The sequence below is a fragment of the Pseudomonas sp. A-R-19 genome, from assembly GCF_019956575.1.
Taxonomy (GTDB): Bacteria; Pseudomonadota; Gammaproteobacteria; order Pseudomonadales; family Pseudomonadaceae; genus Aquipseudomonas.
The window spans coordinates 15,252-39,282 of the sequence record NZ_JAHBDR010000030.1 but is presented as its reverse complement, the minus strand read 5'-3'; the positions used below and the strand labels follow the sequence as shown (position 1 = coordinate 39,282).

The following is a 24,031-nucleotide window of genomic DNA, read 5'->3' as shown; positions in this document are numbered from 1 at the left end:
TTACTCGCGGTCTTTCGTCGTGCGGATGAGATTACCGCGTAACTTCACAATGGCCTTCTGCATTTGCACGAAGTCGTCGGGATCAAGACCGGTCTGCGGGAAACCGTCTTCACGGAGGCCTTCTCGCAGTTTTCGCCCCTCGTTGGTCAGATTGATCCGCACCTGGCGTTCGTCTTCCGGATCGCGCTGGCGCAGCAAATAACCCATCGCCTCGAGCTTCTTCAGGATTGGCGTGAGGGTATTGGATTCCAGAAACAGCTTTTCGTCGAGGCTGCCCACGGTCTGGTTGTCTTCCTCCCACAGCGCCACCAGGGTGATGTATTGCGTATAGGTCAGGCCGAGCCGTTCGAGCATCGGCTTGTAGGCCTTGCCGAAGGCCAGGTTGCTGGTGAGTCTTGCGATTCGCGAGCCTTCGTCACCGTACCAGGGGCTGAACGGACAACAATCGGCCGCAGACACAAAAACCCCCTCGCATGGAGGGGGTCTGATGTTTCAAAGGTGCAAACGGCTTGAACCGTCTTTACCTGGACTAACGTCCGCTCATCGTGCAGGAATTCCCGCGAACAACCAGGTTTCCTCGGCAGGCTCTGCCGCGCTGCGGCTGCGGGCCCACTGGGTCAGCGCCAACATCATTGCAAAGCCGAGTACGATCAATACCGGATAGGCCATCAGCAACTCGGTCAACGAGTACTTCCAGGCCAGTGGTCGACCGACACCGAGCATGGCGGCATACAACCAGGACACGCCGGACAGTGCGCCAGAGAACAGGGCAAACATACGTACATTGACGTGGAGATCAAGCAACGAGCCGGCCTTCAGCATTGCCGGCAATACATAACGGTGCAACAGCATGCCGTTGAATGTCAGCAACAAGACAATAATGACTTTGGCTTGAAGTTTAGGGTTGGCAAAATAGGTCATGCCTTTATCAAGGTAATCAATGCCTATAATCGCAGCACCGGAGATCCACAAGAACAGCAACGCATTGGAAACAGACTTCTGCAGGCTGGCCATATGATCATTATCGTGCCCGGACGACACACGGCCCTTCAATAGATCCTTGACCATTGCAACATCGCTGGCAAACACCAGACCAATAGCTACGCAACAAGCCAACAGGTGTACGTATACAACTCCTAAACGCATAAACTCCATGGATTCTTTCTGGCCAAGCAGGCCGATCATTGTATTAATATCCACGATTACATCTCCACTTATTGCGGCAGTGTGAATTGACCATGCCCCAGGCACGCGAAATAATTAATCACGCCTGCACAATCAAACTCACATTGATTAAAGCAACTAAAATAGTTGGGTATTACCAGTACAAGAGAGAGCGACTCGCCCAGCGAGTCAGTGATGACGGCATACTATCACTCCAGGTCTCAGGTAAAAAAAATCCCCATGTGCATTCCATTCAATGCAGATGAGGTATTCGTCCATTTTTTTTCTTAGTTACTAGGGAGTGCAGTGCGAAGCTCCAGGGATCCGCCTGCTGGAAGATCAGAGCCCAGCATATCCCGATCGTTCATTTTTCGAACAAAAACCTCGACGGACGGTACTGAATCCAACCCCCCGAAAGCCCGGTTTCATTGGCTGAAAAGACTGTCGCCAAGCGGCTGAAACGTTTCATTCTTCATGCCGAAAAAAAAGCGGATTTTTCGCGGAACTCCATCCATCCGAGCCTGCAAACAGCGAACTTTGCCCCACTCGCCGTCACGCCCATTCAATGCTGGCAATACAGCATCCCGGAACGGAACTGCTACGCTTGAACAACGGCTTCGACTCTTTCCGAAACACCCGTGCAGGCGTGCCCTGAAGGCTGATGGAACAGTCGCATTACCAGATCCTGTGCCCGAGGGAGTCAGCCTTCGTTGAGCAAAGGAGTGGACATGCCCCCCCGCAAAAGCAAGTCTGTCGACGACGACACCAGTGACGAGTCGGTTTTTCTCTCGCGCAAGGAGCGCCTGTTCGCCGGTGAGCAACTACGCGAACGCCTGCCCCATGCGGCTCACTGCGAATGGAAACCGCCAGGCAAACACCGCGACCCTATCGAACTGCTCGAAGAATCCAACCGTTATCGACTGCCCAACCTGGTGCCGCTGCGCTACGGGCGCATGCTGCGCAGCCCGTTCACTTTTCTGCGCGGTTCCGCGGGGTTGATGGCGCATGACCTGGCCACTACGCCGACCACTGGCATCGAGGTGCAGGCCTGCGGCGATTGCCACCTGATGAACTTCGGGTTGTTCGCGACACCCGAGCGCAATCTGATTTTCGACATCAACGATTTCGACGAAACACTCCCTGCCCCCTGGGAGTGGGACGTCAAACGCCTGGCAATCAGTTTTGTCGTGGCCGCACGCGATAACCGGCTCAGCGACAAAGAGGCGCGGGGCATTGCCGTCAAATGCGTTGGTGCTTACCGCGAGGGCTTGCGCAAATTTTCGAAAATGGTCCCGCTGGATGTTTGGTATGACCGCCTGGATGCCCAAGCGATCATCGACATGGCGCCCAATGCGCAAATCAGGAAGATACGCGAACAACTGGTGGCAAAAGCGAGGATGCGTCTGGGGGATTACCTCTACCCCAAGATCAGCAGCGAAGTCGGCGGGAGACGGCGCCTGATCGATCAACCACCCGTGCTTTTTCATGTGTATGAAAAAGGCTTCAAGCAGCGAGTTCGTGTCGCATTGCAGGATTATCGTTTGTCGCTGTCCCATGAACGACGCGTGCTCTTCGATCGGTACCGCCTCGAAGACGTTGCGGTCAAAGCGGTCGGCATCGGGAGCGTGGGCACCTACTGTTTTGTCGGCCTGTTTTTTTCTGCGGAAAACCACCCCTTGCTCCTGCAATTCAAGGAAGCTTGCCCCTCGGTATTGGCACCTTATGCAGGCAACAGCGAATACGAGAACCAGGGGCAGCGTGTGGTCACCGGGCAGCGGCTGATGCAGTCTTCCAGCGACATTTTCCTGGGCTGGACACGCGGACAGAATGGCCGGCACTTCTTCGTACGCCAATTGCGCGACATGAAAATGTCAGCCCCCATCGAAGGCATTTCCGCCGCTCGGATGAAGATATACGCCGAGTGGTGCGGGCATACCCTGGCCCGTGCCCATGCCAAATCCGGGGATGCCGCGCTCATCAGTGGCTACCTGGGCAAACTGGACTCCTTCGACCAGGCCATCGGCAAATTTTCCATCGCCTATGCCAATCAAAATGCGAAAGACCATGCCGCACTGCTGGCGGCAGAAAAGTCAGGGCGGATCAACGCACTCAGGGAAGAAGAGTGATGCGGCCGATCCATCACTTTGATGTGTCACGCTGGACTCTGCCACACCCATCCTGAATCGAGGGTCTTGAGGAGCAGTGCCCTACTCTTCCTCAAGCCAGCAACTGGTTGATCCACTGCACCTCACGCGCGAGGTCCTGCACCTTTTCCTCGGGCACGGCGCGTTGCGCCCCGGCAAACTGGCTCAGAGTCTTCTGCTTATGGCGCAGCTTGCGCTGCCACTTGAGCAGGAACGCCGGACTGCGGGCCTGCATCTGCAACGGGCCGAAGTACAGCTCCTGGGCGGTGTAGATCACCGGCCCGGCGCGCTCGGCGACGATGATCTCGTAGTCGAAACGATTTTCCCGCAGCACTTCCTCGCAGAGGATGCGATAGCCATTTTCCATCAGCCATTGGCGCAGTGGCTGCTCGCCGCCGTTGGGCTGCAGGATCAGGCGTTCCTGGCCGCTCAGGCAGGCCTTGCCGCTGTCGAGGATGTCGCGGATGGTTTCGCCGCCCATGCCGCAGATGCTGACTGCCGTGATCCCGTCTCCCGGCTCGATGGCCGCCAGGCCATTGGCCAGGCGCACGGTGATCTGCGGCGCCAGGCCGTTCTCGCGCACGGTGCGGTTGGCCGCGTGGAACGGCGTCAACGCCACCTCGCCGGCCACCGCCGCCGCGATGGCGCCACGGCGCAGCAACGCCACCGGCAGGTAGCCGTGATCCGAGCCGATATCGGCCAGGCGCGCGCCGGCGGGCACATGTGCCGCCACGCGTTCCAGGCGCATGGACAATGTCTGTTCGTTCAACTGCGGCCCCTTTTCACCACGAGCGTCCGGCGCCTTTGGCCGGATCGGGGCGCGATTGTGTCGGGCAACGCCGTGCATTTCAAATTTATGCGACCACGGCCCTAGCCCCCTTCACGAAATCACTCGCGCATACACCGATCTGTCGACGTTGCCGCCGGACAGGATCACACCCACCCTTCTTCCCGACATGGCTTCACGCTCCGCAATGAGCGCCGCCAGCGCCGCCGCACCGGCCCCTTCAGCCAGGTTGTGGGTGTCGGTGTAATACACGCGCATGGCTTCGGCAATCTGCGCATCACTGACCGCGACAATCCGCGCCGCACCTTGCGCGTAGACGGCAAAGGCTTCAGGCACCGGCTTGCGTACGGCCAGACCGTCGGCAAAGGTGGTTGCCGAGGCGGTTTCGCACAGGGTACCGGTGTCAAACGATAACTGTGCGGCCGCCGCTTCTGTGGAAACCACGCCCACCACCCGGGTTTTCAGGCCCAGCGCATCGCGGGCGGCGATCACCCCGCAAATCCCCGATCCACAGCCAATCGGTACATACACGGTGTCCAGGTCTGGTGCTGCGTTGAACAGCTCCAACGCATAGGTGGCGACGCCCTTGACCAGCTCGGTGTGAAACGGCGGCACCAGGAACAAATCATGTACCTGCGCAAGGCGTGCAGCCTCTTCACGGGCATCATCGAAATCGCGGCCATACTCGACCACTTCAGCGCCAAAGCCGCGCATGGCGTTGTTCTTTTCCAGCGAGTTGCCTTGCGGCACTACGATCAAGGCCCGCAACCCCTGTGCGCCCGCCGCCAGCGCCAGGCTCTGGCCATGGTTGCCGCGGGTAGCGCTGACGATGCCCTTCGCCCCCGGGTGCTCGCGTTTGAGCCAGTGCATGAAGGTGATACCGCCGCGCACTTTGAAAGCACCGGTAGGCGTGTGATTTTCATGCTTGACCCACACCGTGCAACCCAATCGCTGAGCCAGCAAGGGCCAAGGATACTGGGCGGTGGCCGGCATGACCTGGTAAACATGGCGTGCAGCCTGTTCGATATCGTCGCGAGTCAGTCTGTGCATGAGTCAGCTTCCTGGGATTTTGCCCAGTCTGCACACGGGTGCAGTACGCAGGCTTTCAAAAAACCGACCTGACTTTTGCCTCCCCTCTTCACTACTATGGCGTTCATGAGCCATCGAAACCGCCTGCCATCACTTCTGTCCGAACCGGTCCGCCGCATCGAGGCCGGCCCCTGGGCGATCGAATTGCTCCCCGGCTGCGCCTACTCGACGCGATATGTAGCGACCCAGGCGGGAATTGGCTTTGCCTTCGACAGCCAGCGAGGCCGGCACGCGATCGGCAGCGACCGGGTGCAACCCTTCGATGCCATGCCCAACGGCCTGGCGTTCGTCCCGGTCGGGTGTGACGTGTTGTCCGAATCACCCAGGGGCGGTGAATACCTGCGGGTGATGCGCACTGACGGTACCGCATTGTTGGGGGATCGCGCTTTCAACAATCGCATCGATCAGCCAGCCACAGCCCTCGCATGGCGAATACGCGCCGCGCTGTTGCAGGCCTCGGTGGAGGACGATTGGGAGGCCTGGGCACTGGCATTGTCCGAACGGGTGACGGGGAGCGAAGCCGAGTCTACGGCACCCCATGGCTCGATAACCGGCAACCGCATGCGCTTGCTCGATGAGTTCATTGATGCCGGCCTCGATGGCCCGTTGAGTGTATCGGCGATGGCGGGCCTGCTTGGATTGTCCGAAGGCTATTTCATGCGGGCCTTCAAAAACGCCACCGGCAAAAGCCCCCATGCTTACCTGATCGACCGACGACTCGCCAGGGCCCGGGCCCTGATGCACGACTCGACGGCCACGCTGACGCAGATCGCCTACGCCTGCGGGTTCAACTCCCAGGCGCACATGACGACCACCTTCAAGCAACGCCTTGGCGTGAGTCCGGCGCAGTTGCGTCAATATTCAAGGTCCGGTTAGCGCCGGGCTCCCTGTGATCCGATCCTATGCGTTGAGGATTCGCTCAATGCGCTCACGCGCCGCCCCAGTGAGTCGTCTGACGCCTAATAACCTGGCGACCTCCAAGGCTGGGTCCCCCGCATCGATAATGCTCGCGGCGGTACGCAATTCCTCCGCCGCAATCTCCTCGATTGATCGCGAGTCATTGGCCGATGCCGGAACACGATATGTCGACCATTGCATCACATCACCTTCGGCGTGCCAGACGAATACCTCCTCAAATCCCGCCTGCTGAACGTGATGGTGCTGTTCGGCCAATTCCAGCACCCTGTCTCGAATAAGGCGCCCTGATCGCTGGAAGCCGTGCGCGCGAGCGATACGCTGGACCAAAAGTGCGTCGAGAATTGGGGCTTCCTGGCGCAGCACCTCTTCAATGATCTGACGGAGCACCGGGTTGTAATCAGGCAAATGAAATTGCTCGGGCTGGATCAGGTGCGCAAGAGAGGAAAGATCGGCGACGCGATATTCACCTCTCTGCCCCAGATTAATAGGCTGATCACTGTGAGCGCGAGCTATGCGAACGTCTGCAATCTCCACCGGCAATTTACTCACGGAGCTAACGGGCACTGCTGGCAACTCATCACTGATGCTGGAGTCGGTTGAGAAATCGATAACGATAGGAGCGACCGGTGGTTCCTCGGATACTTGACTACCGACTGCCTCGACTCGGGATTGCGCCAGAAGGTCGTTCAGAGCCAAGTGCAGCTTCTGCAACGCGCCTTCCTTGTTTACCCACCATTCCGTGGACCACAGTCGCACCAGGTTCCATCCCAAGCCGCTGAGAATCGCGCCTCTGACTTTATCCCGATCCCGAGCAGTGGCGGCACTGTGGTAAGTAGCGCCGTCACATTCGACGCCAGCCAAGTAGTCGCCTGGACGGTCAGGGTGAACAATGCCCAGGTCAATGCGGAAACGCGACACTCCAATTTGTGGGACTACCTGCCAGCCGAGACGGCGTAGCCCTTGGGCAACAGCTTCTTCGAACGGCGAATCGTATCCTCCAACCGAGCCATGTACCGCCTCTGCCAAGGCTCCAGGGCCACGCTGCGCAAACTCTATGAAGTGCTTCAGATCCCGGACCGCGCGAGCATTGGTCCGGTTAAGGTCGATCATTGATGGATCGAAGGATGAGAACACCAACATCTCTCGTCGGGACCTGGTGATGGCGACGTTCAGCCTGCGCCATCCACCGTCCTTGTTGAGGGGGCCGAAATTCATCGACATGACCTGGGCACCCGGCTCAGTGGGGCCATACCCTATCCCGAGCATGATCAGGTCTCGCTCATCGCCTTGGACCGTCTCCAGGTTTTTGACGACAACCGGTTCTGTCTGGGTGTCCTGGAAGAACGGCTCGATCTGTGGGTATTGCTTACGGGCAGCGTCCAACAGGTCGTTGATCAGCTTTTGCTGATCAGAGTTGAGCGTGATGATCCCGATTGAATGACCCGCAGCGATGAACGCAGGATCGGTCAGACGTTTGACTGTCTCGCTGACGATGGCTTCTGCTTCAACCTGGTTGTAACGCCCTTTCCCTTTTGCATACACGCCTTCAACCCTGCGCCACTCAACAGCACTTGCCCGGGTTTCAGCAGCCGGGAAGGTAATCAGGTTACTGTCGTAATAACGATGGTTGGAGAACGCAATCAGGCTTTCATGGCGACTGCGGTAGTGCCAGCTCAAACTGTGGCTCGGCACCCCGGCTCCCAAGCATTCGTCCAGGATGCTCTCCATGTCTTCTGCTGTGTCGTCATCGCCTGCATTCGGGCCACGGCTGAAGAAGTTCGTAGGCGGCATCTGACGAGGGTCACCGGCGATAACTACCTGCTTGCCACGCGCTATCGAACCGATCGCGTCCCATGGAGCAATCTGCGAAGCTTCATCGAAGATGACCAGATCGAATGGGGGCTGGTCGGCAGGCAAGAACTGCGCAATCGACAGTGGGCTCATGAGCATGCACGGCGCGAGACGATTCAGCGCGTCCCCCATCTCAATAGCCAACTGTCGGACAGGTTTGTGCCTGCGGGACTTCTGCAATTCATGCTTGAGAATGGCGAAGCCGCTGCTCTTGGGGATGTCATTCTTGGAAGGGATCAGGCCACATAGTTTGGCCCGGATATAACGCACCGTCAGTTTCGCGAGTTCGTCGTCCAAACGAACGAAAGTCCCGATGTCACTCATGTGCTCGGCAGCCACGAAGTTTCTCAAAACCGGTTCGCTGTCGATGCCCTGTGTCGCAAACCAATGAGCATAGGCAGTGACAAAGGTATGCTCGGTTGCCGATGGTGAAAGGCTGCCTGTTTCCAATGCTTGAGCCAGACTGGTCAAACCGGCCTCGCCAGCCTGCTCGCGCACACGACACCAGTCACACCAATCTTTTAGCTGCGATTCTTGCTGCTGTATGGAAAGAGAAGTGGCCCGCAGGGCAGCAACGCTCGGATGCGTCTCTGTGCTCGTTGCAGCCAAACCAGCAAACAACCTGACGGCCTCCTCGTAGCGTGACAAGCTCTGTTGCAACGCTGATAACGCTGCACTGATTTGCCCGCCCGACGCCAACATTTCATTGGCATCGATGACCAGGCGCGCAACTGCGCCGCGCAATGAAACCAAATGGTCGGGTGATTCAGCCAAACCACTCAGCAGCCCGCGCAGACTTTCAGCCAGTGTGATGGCTCGTAGTGTACGGGAAGTGTCGCTGGTCAGACCTTGCCAGCCAGGGATCGACTGCATGTCACTTGCCAAAGCGTCCAGCTCCACTAGCTGAGAATGCAGGCGCTCGAAAACGGCGAGGTCACCAAGCGTGTCCGGCAAGCCCGCCGCGCCACCCAAAACGGCGAGTTTCTTGGCGACCTTTTTCTTGGCGAAAGTAGCCAGGAACCAGAACTTACCCTCAGCCTCTCGCCATTCATTGTTAATTACTTCGAATGGAATGCGACGGCAGGCTTCGTCGGCATAATTTAGCGACAGGCTTTCTTCCAGCTCGCGATAGCTCTCGATCAGCTGGCAAGCACGTCGGGCTGCGTCGATTCGTGTGACCGCATCGGGAGCGAATGCGAACGAAAGGTTCAGGCCATGGGATTCCAGGATCAGAGTAGCCAGTTCATTTAACTGCTGGACCTGGATTACTTCGGCCGTCGACAACGGCAGGTGCGTAAGCTTAAGCAGCCTTTCACTCGAATCATTCAAGGCGTCAAGAGCCTGCGGCAACTCACGTGAGGTGCTGGCGATCTCTGCCTGCCAGGCATTTGACCATTGGGTCTGCGCCAGAGCGCCAAACTTTCCTGACAGGTCGCGCGCAGCAACACCGTTAAGTCCGAGCCGACGCGAGAGGTCAAGTAACTGGCCGTACTCGGCGGCATCGTGCTGCGTGCTTGGAGGCCAAGCCAGTCTCGGCGTCTGAGGACCATGATCACGCACGACGCGACCAATCGCTTGATGCAGGGAAAGACCGTTGCTCCAGCGTCGATGCAAGACCTCGACCAACTGATTAAGTCGCGACCGCAGCGCTTGCAATCGAGCGGCCTCACGCTCCCAATCCTCGGCGCTCAATGCGTCACTCACATCCCATGCGCGATCCAACTGCTTGAGTACTTCAACTTTGGACGCTTTGCTTGAGTGCAGCTCCAGGCAAAACTCGCCCAGCCCCTTCTCTGCCAAGCGACGATAAACCACGTCAAGGGCGGCCCGTTTCTCTGCCACGAACAAAACGCGACGGCCTAGCGCAAGGTTATGCGCAATCATGTTGGCAATGGTCTGCGACTTACCGGTTCCCGGAGGCCCATCCATTACAAAGCTATGAGTGCTGGCCGAAGCCACCACGGCAGACAACTGCGAAGAGTCAGCTGGCAATGGAGCAAAAAGCTGAGCAGGCGTTACTGATGAGTCCAGGCGATCCGGCCGAGGAAACTCGTCTGAGCCAGAGAAGCCCTCACCGGCTTCTTTAGGCTCCAACAAATGTTTGACCAATGGACTTTGCAGTAGCTGCGCCCCGTTGGCATTCAGGTCCTTCCACATCAAGTATTTGGCAAATGAGAAGGTACCCAAAACCAGTTCGGTGCTCACCTCAAATCCGGGCACATCGCGTACCGCTCGCCGCACCATGTTCCAGATGCCGGTCACATCGATGCCGCTTTCATCACTCGGCAGTTCGCCGTCGAGCCCGGGTATCACCAACTCAAAATCATGGCGCAGCAATTCAAGTAGAGTCAGGTTGAAACGAGGTTCCTCGTCGAGTAGCGTCAGCGTTACACCAGACAACGCACTTTTGCGCTCAAGTTTTACCGGCAGCAAAATCAGTGGTGCGGAGTAGGTTTTCGGGTCTTCTGCGCTTTTCTTCCATTTAAGAAAGCCGATTGCCAGGAACAGCGTGTTTGCCCCGCCCTCCTCCAGATCACTGCGCGCCTTTCGGAACAGCTCAATCAGGGTTGCTTCAAGCTTGATCTTCTCCAGGCTGGCGAGCACTTCACCCCGTGCGAGTGCTTGACGGGCGACTTCGTCCAACAGGCTTACATTATTCTGCTGCTCGTACACGGCCACATCACGGCCACTGCTATTGAGCTCAGGTACCGGCACCACTCGAATGCGCTGGCCACTCGAAAGAAGGTCTTCGAGAGCGGCAGGATCCGGGCAGAGAAGACGTACGCCTTTAGCGCTGTCTGGCAAATGCAGTAGACGATTGCGCGTAGTCAGATCGAGGAGCTTGCGTTGCCACAGCGTTAATTTGCCGGCTGGGCCTTCGTTACCCTCGTTAATTTCGACATCGAACCCTGGCAGTGCCGGGGCTTCCTCCAACCCCTCGACAGCTGGCGGAGCATCGTCGGTCACATCGGGTGCATTAACGGCTGACACGAGCGCCATTGGGCGGATCTTCTGCATCCGGGCACGGTGCAAATCGATGGCCATGATGAACTGCTCATCATCGAGTTGCCGCTGCGCAGCTGCGACCGCTTGGCTAAAATTCGGAGCCGGCGATTGGGTCGCCAAGGTGGTCTCGAAAACCACCATTTCCTTCAGATCCAAGCGTTTGCGAACTGCCGATGCTTCGTCAGTCAACAGCTGGGAAAACTCTTGAGGCTGCAACCAAACGCCTGCAAATGCGTGCCCCTTCGTCATGATAAGCAGGGCATTCAATCCAGCCTGCTCCAAAGCCGCGGCGAACAGCAATGCCGTGTCCAGACAAGTTGCCACGCCGTTTTCCAGAATGACGCTTGGCGGCCTGATCTTCTGGCCCTGTTGCTCAAAACTGGCTGGCGGCAATGCATAGCTCAACTGAAAGCTGCACACCCCGGACCAAATGGCGGAGGCAAGCTCCCATGTGCGTGTGCGTGACTTGCTTTCGTAGCCATCAATGCCGTCTTTCTTTCCTGCACGCCGCAAGACTTGAGAAGCAGCTTTGAGCACTCGGTCTACCGCTGGATCATTGGGCATGCAGAACGCCGCCAGCAACTCCGGCATGGCGCTCAAACCACCCCATTCAGTGCGAGCGAGCAGCTCAGTGGGAAAGCGCTGCTCGACAAGCAGGTTCTCGCCCTGGGACAAGCGCATGACCACATCGGCGCTCAGGCTTTCACTCAGCCCGGACAGATAGCCAGCGTTGAGTTTGATGTCGCGTTCAGAGATGCCAAGGCGATCACCCGCATGAATACGGTCGATATGCCAAGTCCGGCTTTCAACGAAATCCGGGTCGGAGCTTAAAGTCAGTATCAGATTTTCAAGATTTGTTTCTTCCTGGTTCCAAATGCTCAATTCTCGTACAAGCGGAATGGCGTTCTGGTGGGAAGCGAAGCCGATCTTGCGAGCGATCAGCGCTTCAATCTTGATGTTCATCCACGGGCTCCTGAAGCTACCAGTGCTTGCCTCATGAAGAGGCAGCTAAAAAAGCCCCTATAGTCCATGACTAATCACTGGTTGGGAATGTGTTTATCTAAAAAATCCAGTCGTATTGGCGGCGAAGCCGGCCACTCTTGCGCCTGAGGAGCAGCGACAGGATTCTATCGGCCAGGAGTAGCCGGTCATGCAACCCAGGTTCTTCTCAGTGATGTTGCCCTGTGTCCGCTTTGGGTTGAATCCACAGTCGAAAGCTGACGCTTGGTAGATGCGCATAAGGCTGTATGTCATTACGCTCAAGAACATCATCTACCAAGTTCATCTGCCATGATCAAAAGCTCTCAGCGATAGCCAGGCTCGCCGACAGGGCCGGAGGAGGCGATTTGAAACCATTTCCGCTCAGACCTGGCGCCTCTCTGGACATGTTTCTGCAAGCGTGCCTGCCACGCCGGGACGCTGTTCCGCCAACCTTGACGGAAAAAGCCGTCATCCCGGGCATCCCTAATGCTCGCTACCGGTTGGACCACGACCGGACGCCTTTCATCGTCGATGCGATTGAGTCCAACAAGCGTGAGAGCCAGGTGCTCGCCGAGGCTGGAAAGCCGAACAATATCCTGCCGCTGGCACACATGCTGGCGGTTTCCGGCGGTGGCGATGCAGGCGCATTCGCAGCGGGACTGATTGCTGGATGGACCACGCATGGGACCCGCCCGATGTTCAAGGTCGTCACGGGCATTAGCGCGGGTGCCCTGGTCGCCCCGTTCGCTTACCTGGGGTCCGAGTACGACGGCGTGATTCGTCATGTCTCCAACGGGATCGGTCCAAAAGACATTTTTCATTCGCGAAACGTGCTGACCCGCTTTGCGAGCGACGGTATTGCGGACAGCAAGCCACTGTCGCGGCTCATCGCAAAATACGTCACTGCGCAGCTTCTTGCGGCGATCGCGTCGGAATACGCCAAAGGACGAATACTGCTGATCGGCACAACTGACCTTGATTCAGGGCGGCCAGTCACTTGGAACATGGGCGCTATTGCCTCTAGCCAAACACCCGGAGCGCTCGACTTGTTTCGCAATATCATGCTTGCGTCAATGAGCATTCCAGGTGCTGTTTCACCCGTCATGATCGATGTGGAGGTTGAAGGCAAACAGTTTCACGAAATGCACGTGGACGGAGGGGTAATTACTCAAGTGTTTCTTTACCCACCTAGCACCTTGATGGCGCTGAACAAATCCACCGATGCCCCTCTACGACTCGAACGTCACTTCTACGTCATTCGCAATGGCACACTGGACCCTCAGTGGTCCGGGACAAAGCGCCGTACATTGAGCATCGGCGGTCGAGCCATCAGTACATTGATTCAAACCCAGGGGGTCAGCGACCTGGATCGAATCTACCGTATGGCGCAGCAGGATGGAGCGGATTTCAATCTTGCCTACATTGGCTCCGACTTTGACTTTGCACACGATCGTAAATTCGATGGCGAGTATATGAAGCGTTTATTCGATTACGCCTTCCAACTCAGCGCAAAGGGCTATCCGTGGCATAAATCGCTGCCCTCGCAAAACACTGACCCGCGAATCACCCGCTGAATGATTGAGTCAATCTGGCGCATCGATCGGTTGAGTCCACAGCCTCAAGCCACCCTCCATGACAGACACAGTCGGTCAACGGTGGCCGGTGGTCGTTGCATGTCGATTGTCGCTGGCGTTTGGCTAAGCTTATTGAATCAGGGCGTACTGAAATCAGGGTGATTGCAGCCATCAACAGATCTGCATTGGCATCAAGACGGTACTCCCAAAGGAGACGACCATGTATGCAGTGATAAGAACCTACCTGGGTGCTGGAGCCAAGCAGCTATTCGCGCTTATGGAAGAGCGCAAAGTCGACATCGACGCTACCTTGCGGACAGTCCCCGGGCTCGTAAGCTACACACTGCTCAATACCGGTGATGGTGGTACTTCTATCACCGTCTGCACGGACAAGGCCGGCAGTGATGCGAGCCTGAAAGTTGCGCGTGAGTGGGTTCAGAAAAACACCTCGCATATCCACGCGAACCCGCCAGTCGTAACGGAAGGTCCGGTCATTGTGCAGATCAACTAGCGACCGGTCCGCAGGGTGGCGAGTGCTATACTTTTTTTCAGATTGCATGAAATCTGCAATGTTTCCCACGGTACAGATACTGACTGCAAATTTCGGTTAACGGCTGCCGGACAGAGGAGGTCTACAGCAAACACGAGTCGGGAGGTGTGGCATGAATCGGCACTATTACATCAGTGACAATCTCAACGATCTTGAAACCGTTGAATATGAACTGGAAGCCAGTGGCATCAATTCCGAACAGATTCATGTGCTCAGTGAAAAAGTTGCTGATGTCGAACAACATCACCTCCACGAGGTTAACTCGTTAATGGAACAGGATGCTGTTCACTCTGGTGAGATTGGAGCAGTGATCGGTTTGCCACTCGCAGCGCTGGTACTGGGTGGCGCTTATTGGATGGGCTGGACCGAATCCGCCGCAGGCTGGATGCCCTTTATCTTCCTTTCCATTGTCATTTTGGGCTTCTGCATCTGGGAAGGCGGCTTTTTTGGATTCCAGGTGACAAACACTCACTTCCGCAATTTCAAGCAGGTGGTAACCGAGGGCAAACATATCTTCTTCGTCGATGTTGAGCCGAACCAGGAATCGCTACTGGATCAGGTAATCAGACAACATCCAAAGCTGACGATCGCTGGCACTGGCGCGGCAGCCCCCCACTGGACAGTGGCCTGGCAGCACAAATGGCATCAGTTCAAGCGAGTGATATCGGGATAGCGCCTGACGTCTCAAGGCCATCCGAAAACTGCTTACTGGCCAAAGGAAATGACCCGGCTGAGGAAGACATAGTCTGCCTCGGTGGCCATTAGTCCGACGAGTACCAGCAAACATAACGGTGGCACCAATATGGCGTAGACCATGGCCAACCGCTCCCATGCCATGTGCATGAAGATGGAGACAATCAAGCCTGCCTTCAACAACATGAAAGTGATGATCAGGGACCACCGAAGGTAGCCATGGAAGTGGAAATAGTCGACAAGGTACGACAGCGTGCTGAGGACGAATAACAGCCCCCAGATCTTGAGGTACAAACTGATTGGATGCTGTTGTCCCTGAACATGTGCCATCACCTGTGCTCCTCTACCATAAATAGAAGAATGCAAAAATAAACACCCACACCAAATCCACGAAGTGCCAGTAAAGCCCGGCTATCTCGACGTTCTGGTAGTTTCCGGAGCGCTCATAATCTCCGCGAAAAACCTTCAACGCCACAATGCTGAGGTAGATGGCGCCGATTGACACATGCAGCCCGTGAAAGCCGGTAATCATGAAGAAGCTGGCACCGAATTGCGCCGCCCCCATGGGGTTTCCCCACGGACGCACCCCTTCCGCGATGAGCTTGCTCCATTCAAATGCCTGCATGCTGACGAAAGTCACGCCCAAGGCAGCGGTCGCCAGCATCAGGGCAGTGGTTTTTTTACGATCGCGGCGATAGGCAAAGTTAACGGCCATGGCCATGGTGCCGCTGCTGCTGATCAGCACAAAGGTCATGATGGCGATCAGGATAAGCGGGATTTCCCTGCCTCCGATGGTCAATGCAAACACTTCACTCGGGTTCGGCCAGGCCGTAGTGATGGTCATGCGTACCGACATGTAGCCGGTCAGGAAACAGGTGAATATAAACGTATCGCTGAGCAGGAATATCCACATCATCGCCTTGCCCCAGGGCACCTGCTTGAAGGCCTCTTTGTCCGAGGACCAGTCGCTGGCGATGCCCTCCCATCCCGGAGCAGGTGGCGAGCCTGGTGGATTGGATGAACTGGAATCGACTGGGGCTTGCGGGTGCGATGCCATGGTTTTTCACCTCAGGCCGCAGAATCTGGCGATGGCTTCATAGGTTTGCGGCGTGCTGGCCAGCAGAGCGAAAAGCACCAGCCAGAGACCCAGCAAGTAATGCCAATAGATGGCACAGAGCTCTACGCTGGCGCTCAGTTGCGCCAGTGGTACATGACGCAGGAATTTAGCGACGATCCAGCACCAGGCAATCAGCCCGCCCAGCAGGTGGAGCCCATGCAGGCCGGTCAACAGGAAGAAGAAGCTGTTGGCCGGATTGCTGGCGACAAAGTAGCCCCAGGCGACAAACTGCTGCCAGACCCAGAGTTGCCCCGCCAGAAAGGCAATGGCAAAGACGCCCCCCAATGCAAAACCGACCACAGTGGCGCCCGGCCGAGCCTGTCGGGCGGCCATACGCGACCCTTGCAGTGCGATGCAACCGAGTATCAGAAAAGCCGAATTCAGCCATAGCGGCCAGAGATTGGCCAGCGGTGCCAAAGGCTCTGTCAGGGGTTGCCAGTCGGCCATTTGTGAACGGGCAACAAAGGCAATCAGGAAGAGGAAAAACAACGAACTGACCACCACCAGAAACAAGCGCAGGCCTGTTTTTGCGGTTTGCTTCCTATTGGCACTCTCGGCGGCCTGGATACCCTCAGGGTCATGACTCCAGCTGCCACCGGGGTCATCGCTGCCGGCGCTCTTCAATAGCAGTCTGTTCATGTCTTGACGTCCGCTATTTTAGTCCCGGCACTGAGTTGTCGCATTTGCTCCAGTTCCTCGGCAGAGACCGTTTGAGGAACGAAGTCCTGGTCTATCCCTGGCACACTGTAGTCATAGGCCCAGCGATGCACGACCGGCAACTTCGCTCCCCAGTTACCGTGTTTCGGCGGGGTGTGCGGTGTTTGCCATTCCAGGCTGGCGGCGCCCCAGGGATTACTGCCCGCGGGCTTGCCTTTGAATGTACTCCACGCCAGGTTGAACACGAACAGCAATTGGGAAACGCCGACGGTCAAGGCGACTACCGTAATGAAGGCATTCAACTCTTGCGCCGACTGCGGGATGAATGCGTAGTTTTCATAGGCGTAGTAGCGACGTGGCATGCCCTGGAAACCCAGGTAGTGCATGGGGAAGAAGATGGCGTAGGTGCCCAGGAAGGTAATCCAGAAATGCAGCTTGCCCAGGGTATCGTTGGTCATGCGCCCGGTTACTTTCGGAAACCAGTGATAAATGCCGCCGAACACCACCAGTACCGGGGCGACCCCCATGACCATATGGAAGTGGGCCACGACGAAATAGGTGTCCGAGAGCGGTATGTCCACGATCACATTGCCGAGAAACAAACCGGTCAGGCCACCGACCAGGAAGGTGACAATAAAGGCCAGGGCAAACAGCATCGGCACGGTCAGATGGATGTCGCCGCGCCACAGGGTCAGTACCCAGTTATAGACTTTCAGCGCAGTGGGCACCGCAATGATCAAGGTGCTGACGGCGAAAAAAAAGCCGAAGTACGGGTTCATTCCGCTGACATACATGTGGTGCGCCCACACCACAAAACTGAGTACCCCGATCGCAATAATGGCCCACACCATCATGCGGTAGCCGAAGATATTCTTGCGCGCATGCGTGCTGATCAGGTCGGAGACCAGGCCAAATGCAGGGAGCGCAACGATGTAGACTTCCGGGTGGCCGAAGAACCAGAACAGGTGCTGGAACAATATCGGGCTGCCACCCTGGTGATCGAGTTGCTGCCCCAGCGAGACCATCGCCGGCATGAAGAAGCTGGTGCCCAACAGCTTGTCAAACAGCATCATGACCGCGCTGACGAACAACGCCGGGAAAGCCAGCAAGGCCATGATCGAGGCCATGAAGATTCCCCATACCGAGAGCGGCATGCGAAACAGGGTCATGCCGTGCGTGCGCGCCTGCAACACCGTGGTGACGTAGTTCAACCCGCCCATGGTGGCGGCGACAATAAAGATCGCCAGTGAGACGAGCATCAGGACAATGCCCCACTCGACTCCCGGTGTCCCCCGAGCTATGGACTGTGGCGGATAAAGCGTCCAGCCGGCACCTGTGGGACCGCCCGGGACGAAAAAACTGCTGAGCAACACCAGTACCGCCAGCAGGTAAAACCAGTAACTGAGCATGTTGACATAGGGGAAGACCATGTCGCGGGCGCCCACCATCAGTGGGATCAGATAGTTGCCGAAGCCCCCCAGAAACAAGGCCGTCAGCAAGTAGATGACCATGATCATGCCGTGCATGGTCATCGCCTGATAGTAAGTATTGGCATCCATGAACGCCAAACTGCCGGGGAAGCCTATCTGCATGCGCATCAAATCGGACAACACCAGGGCGATGAGCCCCACGAACAGAGCCGTCAAGGAGTATTGAACGGCTATGACCTTGTGGTCCTGACTCCAGATGTATTTGGTCAGGAAGCTTTTAGGCTCGTGCAGTGCTTCTGTTTCGGCTTGCTCCGCATAGGCCATCACGTCATCTCCTGTCGAAGTTTCAGTGTCTTCCTGGCTGCTTTACGGGGACTTCCCTGGCTCCGCCTTGCTCGCATCAGCGTCAGCGTTCGCTTTGGATTTGATAAAAGCGATCAGTGCATTCAGCTCCTCGTCACTCGGAGCAAAGGCCGGCATGACGGCCGCATAACCCTTGACGATCTTGGCACTGGGATGAAGAACCGAGTCTTTCAAATAGGCCTCATCGACCTTGACGCGGGTATCGTCGGCAAGGGTTTCGGTCTTGCCGTACAGGCCCTGCCAGCTGGGGCCGACGCCCTTGTTGCCATCGACACTGTGGCAGGCCAGGCAACCAAGCGACCCGGCCAGTCGCTGCCCCTGCGTCACCAGGTCTTCCGACGGTTCACCTGTAGCAGCATCTTGCCCCGCAGCACCCAGTGATTTGATCAGGGTGATGACTGCACCCAGTTCATCGTCATTGAGAGTATAGGCCACCATGACCGGCGGATAACCCTGTACCAGTCGGGCCTGCGGATCGAGAATCGACTCCTTCAGGTAGGCCTCGTCGACCTGCACACTGGTGCCATCGGCAAGCTGTTCAGTACGACCGTACAGCCCCTTCCATCCCGGACCGAGGCTGGCACTGCCATCCTGGCTATGGCAGGCCTTGCAGCCGTGCTGTTCGACCAACTGCCGGCCTTTTTCCAGCACGCTGTCTCGACCGGGTTTAGCCGCTGTCGCCAATGTCTGCGCAAAAGTCGGTTGGCCTTTTAGCCATTGATCGAAGGCGCCCTGCTCTTCCACGATCATATGGCCGCGCATGTTGTAATGACCTACGCCACAAAACTCAGCACAGAGGACTTCATAGTTTCCGGTTTTAGTTGGCGTAAACCAAAAGTACGACACCATCCCCGGCACCATATCCATCTTGCTGCGAATTTGCGGAACATAAAAATCGTGCAGGACATCTTTGGAGCGCAGCAAAACTTTCACCGGCCGATCGAGCGGAAGGCGAACTTCGTTATTCATTACAAGCACATCGTCCTGCCCTGCAGGGTCCTTGGGATCAAGACCGAGGGGATTGGCTGAATCGACAAACCTGACGTCCGATTTGCCCAGCTTTGCGTCTTGCCCGGCAAAACGATAGGCCCACTGCCACTGCTGGCCGACCACTTCAAGTTCGTAGGCATTTTTCGGCACGCTGATGAAGTCGTTATAGACAACCAGGCCTGGCGCCAACATCGCGGCAATGCCTACCGAAGTAACGATAATCAACCATGATTCCAGCTTTTTGTTTTCCGGCTGGTAGGCTGCCCTGGCACCTTCCTTGTGACGATACCGAATCAGCGCTACCGCCATGAATCCGATGATGGCAATGAAAAATATTCCGCTGATGATCAGGGTGATGAACAGGGTGGTGTCTATGGATCCCCAGTTGGAAGCTGCCGCTGTCGCATGCCAGGGTGCCAGTATGTGGAATAGCACTGATGCAATAACGATTAGTATCAGGACAATTGCTATTGCCATTTGCTCTTCATCCTATTCCTGTTGTTCATTGGTTATGCAAAAGCATCGCCGCTGACGTCCAAGCAGGGCAGGCAAATACCACCCGTCCGGGCGATAAAGTCAGTAAGAAGTATAGAGCCATCGGCTTGTAGCGTGAGGCTGGCAAGGGAGTTCCGGTTGCCAGCTATACTTGATTTCTGACGACGGACGGCTGAGTTCGGCCTGAAAGAACGAACCCTGCCCTTGTTCAGTCGTCAAACGTAGGTGATGACATTGAGCAGGGACGATCGCTATACAGTCCAGCAATCCACATGGGAGGTTTCGTCATGAGTGCCCTGACGATCGAAGGCTGGTGCAAAACCAGCGGTGCCCAAAAGTCCACCCCGATGGGGGAAGTCCATTTCTACGTCGACGGGCCTCTGCATGCCCGCCTGGAAGAAGCCGAAGAGCGCCTGCAAAAGACCCACGAGCCAGAAGCCATGGTCGATGTCGATATGGACTCGATGGATTTGATCATGCCCGAGGGATATGCCCCCTTGTCCGACTGCCAGATGCGAGTCTATCTGCAACACACGCGCGGACAGTTCCATCTGGTCGGGCACCGAGCGAGTGACGGCAGCCTGATCTACACCAACGCCGTGTTGATCGATCAGTTGCTTGAGTAGCGGCGAGATTCGCTGCATCGATCTTTGTGCGCGGTGTTGTGGCGAAAACTCACTGGTCCTTGAATCGGAATCCGGTGTGTTTTTGGCCGGTTGAATTTACAGACAGAACCGCACGCCCGGAGTATCAATCGTGCACCAGACGGACTCCGGTCGGAGCCCGTTATCAGTCATCCCGCCCCTTTTGTACCGCAACCAGGCCCGCTTTGGCTTCAGGTGGAGTATTCGAAGCCTGGGCGTGCCGCGCCGCCTGGATCAATTGGAAGTTGCGGTTGCGTAACTCGACGTTGCGACCCACCCGCATGTTCGAGCGCGCCGCCAACGTTTCAGCCTGCTGGTACTGCCCCTGCTGAAGACGCAACACACCAAGGTAATGCAGCGTCGCGGGATTGTTCGGCTGAATATGCAGGGCACGCTCCAGCGTGGCAGCGGCCTGGTCTAACTGGCCATTCGCATACTGCCGCGAGGCGGTTTCGATCAGAGTGGTTGATGCGCTGTTACTTTGCGCGGGAGCTCTTCGCTCGGCGGCAATAGAACATGGCGACGCGAAGACGCAGTACGCCAGGAGGAGACCCGGTAGAAAATTCTTGGTTGGCATCAGGGGACGGACTCGACTGATCTCGGACGGCACTGCTCGGCATCTGCGATACAGGGCCCTGTTGACCTGGCCAGCACCTCGAAGTTCCCGCGATAAAGGCCGCCCTCGTTGGCTATTTAAGCAGCGGCTCTCTAGAACTTTTCCTTATTTATCGGTCTATGTGCTTAGCCACACCCGCTCGGTAAGTGCGTACCCGCAGGCAGATGGCCACACGTCCAATTGTCAATCAGAGGTTGTCTTCGTTCATGAAATTCCATGACCCACGGATGGTGCTCTTCGGCCTGTTCGCGTTCGCTGCAGTGGGCTCGGCATCGGCAACACAGATGATGACCTCTACCCCAGCCTTGGCCCCTGAAGTCGTAGCCGTTCAGGCGCCGGTCCAGGCTGCCGGCAACCCTTGGCCGACCCTGTCCAGTATCGCCGGCGAGCATCCAGGACCGTTGCTTGCCCATGATGACCGGTACTGGCATGACGGCCATTGGCACTATCGCAGGGACGATTGGCGCCGAGACGACTGGCATAGAGATCAGTGGCGTAGAGAGCAAGCCCGCCGGGAAGCCGAACGCCGTCGTGATTGGGAGCGCCACCAGGATCGGGCCATGCGACACCGTTACGAGGACGATCACCGCTACTATCGTCGCTAGCAGCCCGCTCAAGACCTGGCGTACAGCAATGCGTGCCCGCTAGCCCTCAAAACGCCCCGTGGAATCCCGATCGCGCTCGTAGCGTCGCGTGAGCGTAAACACCGGCAACCAGGCCTCGCGACGCACGACCCAGCTCTCGTAGGTCGGTGTCAGTTGGTCCGGGGCATCGAGGGATCCGAGGTTCACCTCGATTTCGTCTGCACTGCGCGCGAACACCGATGAACCGCAGCGCGGACAGAAATGCCGCCCTGCGTAGTCATGTGTTTCGCCTTCGATCGTCACGGCATCCTGATGAAATATCGCGGATGCATGAAACAGCGCCCCATGATGCTTGCGGCAGTCGAGACAGTGACAAACGCCAACCCGGAACGGGCGCCCCGATGCGATGAATCGCACGTTGCCGCACAGGCAACCACCGGTGAATCGGTCCATGTTGCGTCTCCTCTGAATCATGCCGTCGGGATGTTCATCAACGCCACGCCGGTCGCATCACGAAACGGTGCCTCAGCGCGGAAACAGGAATGTCACCGCGGCGCGAAAGCCCCACCCTTGCGGGCCGTCGTCCGGGCTGTCGAGCCAGTAGCGCGGGCCAGCCTGCACCGTCAGCGGTTGTCCGCCGATCTTCAACAGCTGGGTGACCGTCAGGTTGATCGGTACCGACCATTCGCGCGATTGCCAATTGTAGGTCGACTCGGTATTCACCCCATAGGTCGTGAGCGTATGGGTGGTGTAAGAGAGGAAGGGTTGCAGGAAGGTCTGGTTGACCTTTTCCTTGTCGTCCGGCGGGCTGTCGTCCAGGCCCCAGATATGGTTGGCCAGGATGCCTCGGGTCCAGCCATTCGACTGTTTCAACGCCACCGCCGTCGGGCCGAGGCCCCATTGCTCACTGCCGAGCAATTCGTCACTGCCGGTCGGAATCAAGATCGCAGGGCCGGCACCGAGTATCCAGCCACTTTCCGTGGGCTTCGTCGGCGAAAAGAAAAAACTCTGGGTGATATCGCCGGTGCCGGATTTGTCCGCCGCGCCATTGAGGGCCAGGCCGTGCTGGTCGATGATCGGCAGAATAGTGCGCGAAATGAGGTTCCAGTCTTCGTTCAAGACAAACGGCAGCACGGGCTGGATATTGGTCACGCTGTGCATGCCCTCGCCGGTCGGCCCCATCTTCTGGTCCCAGTTGTACTGCACCGGCAGGCTGTACATCGCCGCGACCGGGTTGAGAGCTTTCTTCGCCAATTCGGCCGAATCTTCGGCCTGAGCCACCGGGATAACGCCCATCGCAACGACGACTGTCGACGCGGTAACCATCCATCGTTCTTTCACATCCATTCTCACTCACCTGTAGACGGCAACACCGCGTAGCAAAGGGTTAGCGTAGGCAACTGTGATCGATGTGCAAACTTTCCCGGAAGCGTGTTTAACAGTTTTTGAGGGTTATTGATTCGGATTATCCCGCTGCCACGGGCAGCATTCGGCCCGCATTGAACGGCGTGCAAGCACCTGCTTTGCGTACCCGACCGGCGAGTAACAGTGCCCGGATACAGGGGCACCCAGACCAATGCCTGGAGCCAGGCCGGAACCCGAATGACAACTTCATCACTTGAGAACCAAATACATGGGCATGTCGAATAAATGGATTGTGGGTATTGCTTTGAGCTGTGTATTTCAGGTCGGCTGTGTCTCGAAAGTCGCGCAGCAAGAGCAATACTCGGGCTTCCTGGGCAATTACCAGGGCCTGGAGGAGCAAACTACCCCGAGTGAACAGAAGGTATTGCGCTGGGTATCACCGGGGTTCGATCCTCGCGCGTATTCCACCGTGGTGTTCAGGCAGATGGAGCTGTATCCAGCGCCGCAGCCGACCGCGCGCGTCAGCCTGAAGACGCTCAAAGACTTGCAATTGATGGCCAGCGACAGCGTCAAGAACGCCTTTGCCCGTCGCTATGCGATCGTTTCTTATCCGCAGCTGGCGCCGACCGATTCAAGGTCGCTGATCCTGCAGGCGGCGATCACTCACGTCAGTGCCAACAACGAAGGCATGCACTGGTATGAGGCCGTTCCAATCGGGGCAATTGTCGGGGCAACACAAGCAGCCACCGGCCATCGTGACCAGACCGCCGAGATGTACATCGAAGCCAACCTGATCGACGCCAAAACCGGTTTGCCGGTGGCGAAGATCGTTCGCAAGGTGTTTGGCGAGACACTCGAAAATGCCGAACAGCCGATTGTTGCCAATGACTTCAAGGTTGCACTCAAAGGCATGACAGACGATATGCAGGCCCTCCTCCTCAAGCGTTGACGCTCAAGCAAACCCCATCGCCAGCAGACCGGCATGGGGTTTCATAGTGGCGCCACGTCGTGTT

20 protein-coding genes and 1 pseudogene are annotated in these 24,031 nt (G+C 57.2%); 8 read left to right on the top strand and 13 right to left on the bottom strand.

Features of this window, described 5'->3' with window-relative positions; genetic code table 11:
- Both KGA88_RS02080 and KGA88_RS02075 read right to left on the bottom strand, forming a co-directional pair.
- Window positions 1-402, bottom strand: coding sequence for a MarR family winged helix-turn-helix transcriptional regulator (locus tag KGA88_RS02080; protein WP_223588665.1), 402 nt, complete (start codon window positions 400-402; stop codon window positions 1-3).
- A gap of 138 nt (window positions 403-540) precedes the next feature.
- Window positions 541-1,185 (bottom strand): hypothetical protein, encoded by a 645-nt coding sequence (locus tag KGA88_RS02075; protein ID WP_223588663.1) that lies wholly within the window; start codon window positions 1,183-1,185, stop codon window positions 541-543.
- Between the two features lie 932 nt (window positions 1,186-2,117).
- On the opposite strand from KGA88_RS02075, the gene KGA88_RS02070 reads away from it, so the two are divergent.
- Window positions 2,118-3,290: a DUF2252 domain-containing protein gene (locus KGA88_RS02070; RefSeq protein WP_317851650.1), complete on the top strand. Its 1,173-nt coding sequence runs from the start codon at window positions 2,118-2,120 to the stop codon at window positions 3,288-3,290.
- A gap of 91 nt (window positions 3,291-3,381) precedes the next feature.
- Here the strand turns inward: KGA88_RS02070 and KGA88_RS02065 are convergent, their stop codons facing one another.
- Together KGA88_RS02065 and KGA88_RS02060 are read right to left on the bottom strand one after the other, a co-directional pair.
- A complete protein-coding gene (locus KGA88_RS02065) occupies window positions 3,382-4,077 on the bottom strand; it encodes a tRNA (adenine(22)-N(1))-methyltransferase (protein WP_317851649.1) in 696 nt (231 codons plus the stop codon).
- A 111-nt stretch (window positions 4,078-4,188) separates the two neighbouring features.
- Window positions 4,189-5,145: a threonine dehydratase gene (locus KGA88_RS02060; RefSeq protein ID WP_223588518.1), complete on the bottom strand. Its 957-nt coding sequence runs from the start codon at window positions 5,143-5,145 to the stop codon at window positions 4,189-4,191.
- A 96-nt stretch (window positions 5,146-5,241) separates the two neighbouring features.
- On the opposite strand from KGA88_RS02060, the gene KGA88_RS02055 reads away from it, so the two are divergent.
- A complete protein-coding gene (locus tag KGA88_RS02055) occupies window positions 5,242-6,060 on the top strand; it encodes a helix-turn-helix transcriptional regulator (RefSeq protein WP_223588660.1) in 819 nt (272 codons plus the stop codon).
- Between the two features lie 24 nt (window positions 6,061-6,084).
- Here KGA88_RS02055 and KGA88_RS02050 read toward each other — a convergent pair whose 3' ends face one another.
- Window positions 6,085-11,922, bottom strand: a complete 5,838-nt coding sequence (locus KGA88_RS02050; RefSeq protein ID WP_223588515.1) for a DUF3320 domain-containing protein — start codon at window positions 11,920-11,922, stop codon at window positions 6,085-6,087.
- Window positions 11,923-12,305: 383 nt separating this feature from the next.
- On the opposite strand from KGA88_RS02050, the gene KGA88_RS02045 reads away from it, so the two are divergent.
- The 3 genes from KGA88_RS02045 to KGA88_RS02035 all read left to right on the top strand — a co-directional run bounded on the left by KGA88_RS02045 (window position 12,306) and on the right by KGA88_RS02035 (window position 14,737).
- Entirely contained in the window at window positions 12,306-13,514 is a 1,209-nt protein-coding gene (locus KGA88_RS02045; protein ID WP_223588513.1) for a patatin-like phospholipase family protein, read from the top strand.
- 220 nt (window positions 13,515-13,734) lie between these two features.
- Entirely contained in the window at window positions 13,735-14,025 is a 291-nt protein-coding gene (locus tag KGA88_RS02040; protein ID WP_110659544.1) for a hypothetical protein, read from the top strand.
- 151 nt (window positions 14,026-14,176) lie between these two features.
- Window positions 14,177-14,737 (top strand): magnesium transporter, encoded by a 561-nt coding sequence (locus KGA88_RS02035; RefSeq protein WP_110659543.1) that lies wholly within the window; start codon window positions 14,177-14,179, stop codon window positions 14,735-14,737.
- Between the two features lie 32 nt (window positions 14,738-14,769).
- Here the strand turns inward: KGA88_RS02035 and KGA88_RS02030 are convergent, their stop codons facing one another.
- From KGA88_RS02030 to KGA88_RS02010, 5 genes are read right to left on the bottom strand one after another with little or no spacing between them, the layout of a single operon-like run.
- On the bottom strand, window positions 14,770-15,087 hold the full coding sequence (locus KGA88_RS02030) for a cytochrome C oxidase subunit IV family protein (protein WP_110659542.1): 318 nt from the start codon (window positions 15,085-15,087) through the stop codon (window positions 14,770-14,772).
- A gap of 13 nt (window positions 15,088-15,100) precedes the next feature.
- The gene (locus tag KGA88_RS02025; protein ID WP_110659541.1) at window positions 15,101-15,814 is read right to left on the bottom strand and encodes a heme-copper oxidase subunit III family protein; all 714 of its coding nucleotides are present in this window, start codon (window positions 15,812-15,814) and stop codon (window positions 15,101-15,103) included.
- A 6-nt stretch (window positions 15,815-15,820) separates the two neighbouring features.
- Complete coding sequence (locus tag KGA88_RS02020) at window positions 15,821-16,513, bottom strand: cytochrome c oxidase subunit 3 (protein WP_223588511.1); 693 nt, start codon at window positions 16,511-16,513, stop codon at window positions 15,821-15,823.
- Complete coding sequence (gene ctaD, locus KGA88_RS02015; RefSeq protein ID WP_223588658.1) at window positions 16,510-18,285, bottom strand: cytochrome c oxidase subunit I; 1,776 nt, start codon at window positions 18,283-18,285, stop codon at window positions 16,510-16,512. Before ctaD ends, KGA88_RS02020 begins: the two co-directional genes overlap by 4 nt.
- A 42-nt stretch (window positions 18,286-18,327) precedes the next feature.
- Window positions 18,328-19,791 (bottom strand): cytochrome c oxidase subunit II, encoded by a 1,464-nt coding sequence (locus KGA88_RS02010; RefSeq protein WP_223588509.1) that lies wholly within the window; start codon window positions 19,789-19,791, stop codon window positions 18,328-18,330.
- Between the two features lie 305 nt (window positions 19,792-20,096).
- Here KGA88_RS02010 and KGA88_RS02005 point away from each other — a divergent pair, with 305 nt between their 5' ends.
- Window positions 20,097-20,435: a hypothetical protein gene (locus tag KGA88_RS02005; RefSeq protein WP_110659548.1), complete on the top strand. Its 339-nt coding sequence runs from the start codon at window positions 20,097-20,099 to the stop codon at window positions 20,433-20,435.
- Window positions 20,436-20,610: 175 nt separating this feature from the next.
- Here the strand turns inward: KGA88_RS02005 and KGA88_RS02000 are convergent.
- Window positions 20,611-21,030, bottom strand: a pseudogene (locus KGA88_RS02000) (tetratricopeptide repeat protein); the annotation flags it as partial.
- 245 nt (window positions 21,031-21,275) lie between these two features.
- Here KGA88_RS02000 and KGA88_RS01995 point away from each other — a divergent pair.
- A complete protein-coding gene (locus KGA88_RS01995; RefSeq protein WP_110659537.1) occupies window positions 21,276-21,674 on the top strand; it encodes a hypothetical protein in 399 nt (132 codons plus the stop codon).
- Window positions 21,675-21,713: 39 nt separating this feature from the next.
- On the opposite strand, the gene KGA88_RS01990 is transcribed toward KGA88_RS01995, so the two are convergent.
- The gene (locus KGA88_RS01990) at window positions 21,714-22,106 is read right to left on the bottom strand and encodes a GFA family protein (RefSeq protein WP_223588506.1); all 393 of its coding nucleotides are present in this window, start codon (window positions 22,104-22,106) and stop codon (window positions 21,714-21,716) included.
- A 72-nt stretch (window positions 22,107-22,178) separates the two neighbouring features.
- Window positions 22,179-22,979, bottom strand: coding sequence for a transporter (locus KGA88_RS01985; RefSeq protein ID WP_411740829.1), 801 nt, complete (start codon window positions 22,977-22,979; stop codon window positions 22,179-22,181).
- 307 nt (window positions 22,980-23,286) lie between these two features.
- On the opposite strand from KGA88_RS01985, the gene KGA88_RS01980 reads away from it, so the two are divergent.
- Entirely contained in the window at window positions 23,287-23,967 is a 681-nt protein-coding gene (locus tag KGA88_RS01980; protein ID WP_103393493.1) for a DUF3313 domain-containing protein, read from the top strand.
- Window positions 23,968-24,031 lie beyond the last annotated feature (64 nt).

What these genes read in the sequence shown, in the direction of transcription:
- KGA88_RS02035 (WP_110659543.1), top strand. Translation starts at nt 14,177, where the DNA reads ATGAATCGGCACTATTACATCAGTGACAATCTCAACGATCTTGAAACC.
- KGA88_RS02040 (WP_110659544.1), top strand. Translation starts at nt 13,735, where the DNA reads ATGTATGCAGTGATAAGAACCTACCTGGGTGCTGGAGCCAAGCAGCTA.
- KGA88_RS02010 (WP_223588509.1), bottom strand. Translation starts at nt 19,791, where the DNA reads ATGGCAATAGCAATTGTCCTGATACTAATCGTTATTGCATCAGTGCTA.
- KGA88_RS02020 (WP_223588511.1), bottom strand. Translation starts at nt 16,513, where the DNA reads ATGAACAGACTGCTATTGAAGAGCGCCGGCAGCGATGACCCCGGTGGC.
- KGA88_RS02005 (WP_110659548.1), top strand. Translation starts at nt 20,097, where the DNA reads ATGAGTGCCCTGACGATCGAAGGCTGGTGCAAAACCAGCGGTGCCCAA.
- KGA88_RS02070 (WP_317851650.1), top strand. Translation starts at nt 2,118, where the DNA reads ATGCTGCGCAGCCCGTTCACTTTTCTGCGCGGTTCCGCGGGGTTGATG.
- KGA88_RS02025 (WP_110659541.1), bottom strand. Translation starts at nt 15,814, where the DNA reads ATGGCATCGCACCCGCAAGCCCCAGTCGATTCCAGTTCATCCAATCCA.
- ctaD (WP_223588658.1), bottom strand. Translation starts at nt 18,285, where the DNA reads ATGGCCTATGCGGAGCAAGCCGAAACAGAAGCACTGCACGAGCCTAAA.
- KGA88_RS02055 (WP_223588660.1), top strand. Translation starts at nt 5,242, where the DNA reads ATGGCGTTCATGAGCCATCGAAACCGCCTGCCATCACTTCTGTCCGAA.
- KGA88_RS02030 (WP_110659542.1), bottom strand. Translation starts at nt 15,087, where the DNA reads ATGGCACATGTTCAGGGACAACAGCATCCAATCAGTTTGTACCTCAAG.
- KGA88_RS01985 (WP_411740829.1), bottom strand. Translation starts at nt 22,979, where the DNA reads ATGGTTACCGCGTCGACAGTCGTCGTTGCGATGGGCGTTATCCCGGTG.
- KGA88_RS01995 (WP_110659537.1), top strand. Translation starts at nt 21,276, where the DNA reads ATGAAATTCCATGACCCACGGATGGTGCTCTTCGGCCTGTTCGCGTTC.
- KGA88_RS02050 (WP_223588515.1), bottom strand. Translation starts at nt 11,922, where the DNA reads ATGAACATCAAGATTGAAGCGCTGATCGCTCGCAAGATCGGCTTCGCT.
- KGA88_RS01990 (WP_223588506.1), bottom strand. Translation starts at nt 22,106, where the DNA reads ATGGACCGATTCACCGGTGGTTGCCTGTGCGGCAACGTGCGATTCATC.
- KGA88_RS02060 (WP_223588518.1), bottom strand. Translation starts at nt 5,145, where the DNA reads ATGCACAGACTGACTCGCGACGATATCGAACAGGCTGCACGCCATGTT.
- KGA88_RS01980 (WP_103393493.1), top strand. Translation starts at nt 23,287, where the DNA reads ATGGGCATGTCGAATAAATGGATTGTGGGTATTGCTTTGAGCTGTGTA.
- KGA88_RS02075 (WP_223588663.1), bottom strand. Translation starts at nt 1,185, where the DNA reads ATGATCGGCCTGCTTGGCCAGAAAGAATCCATGGAGTTTATGCGTTTA.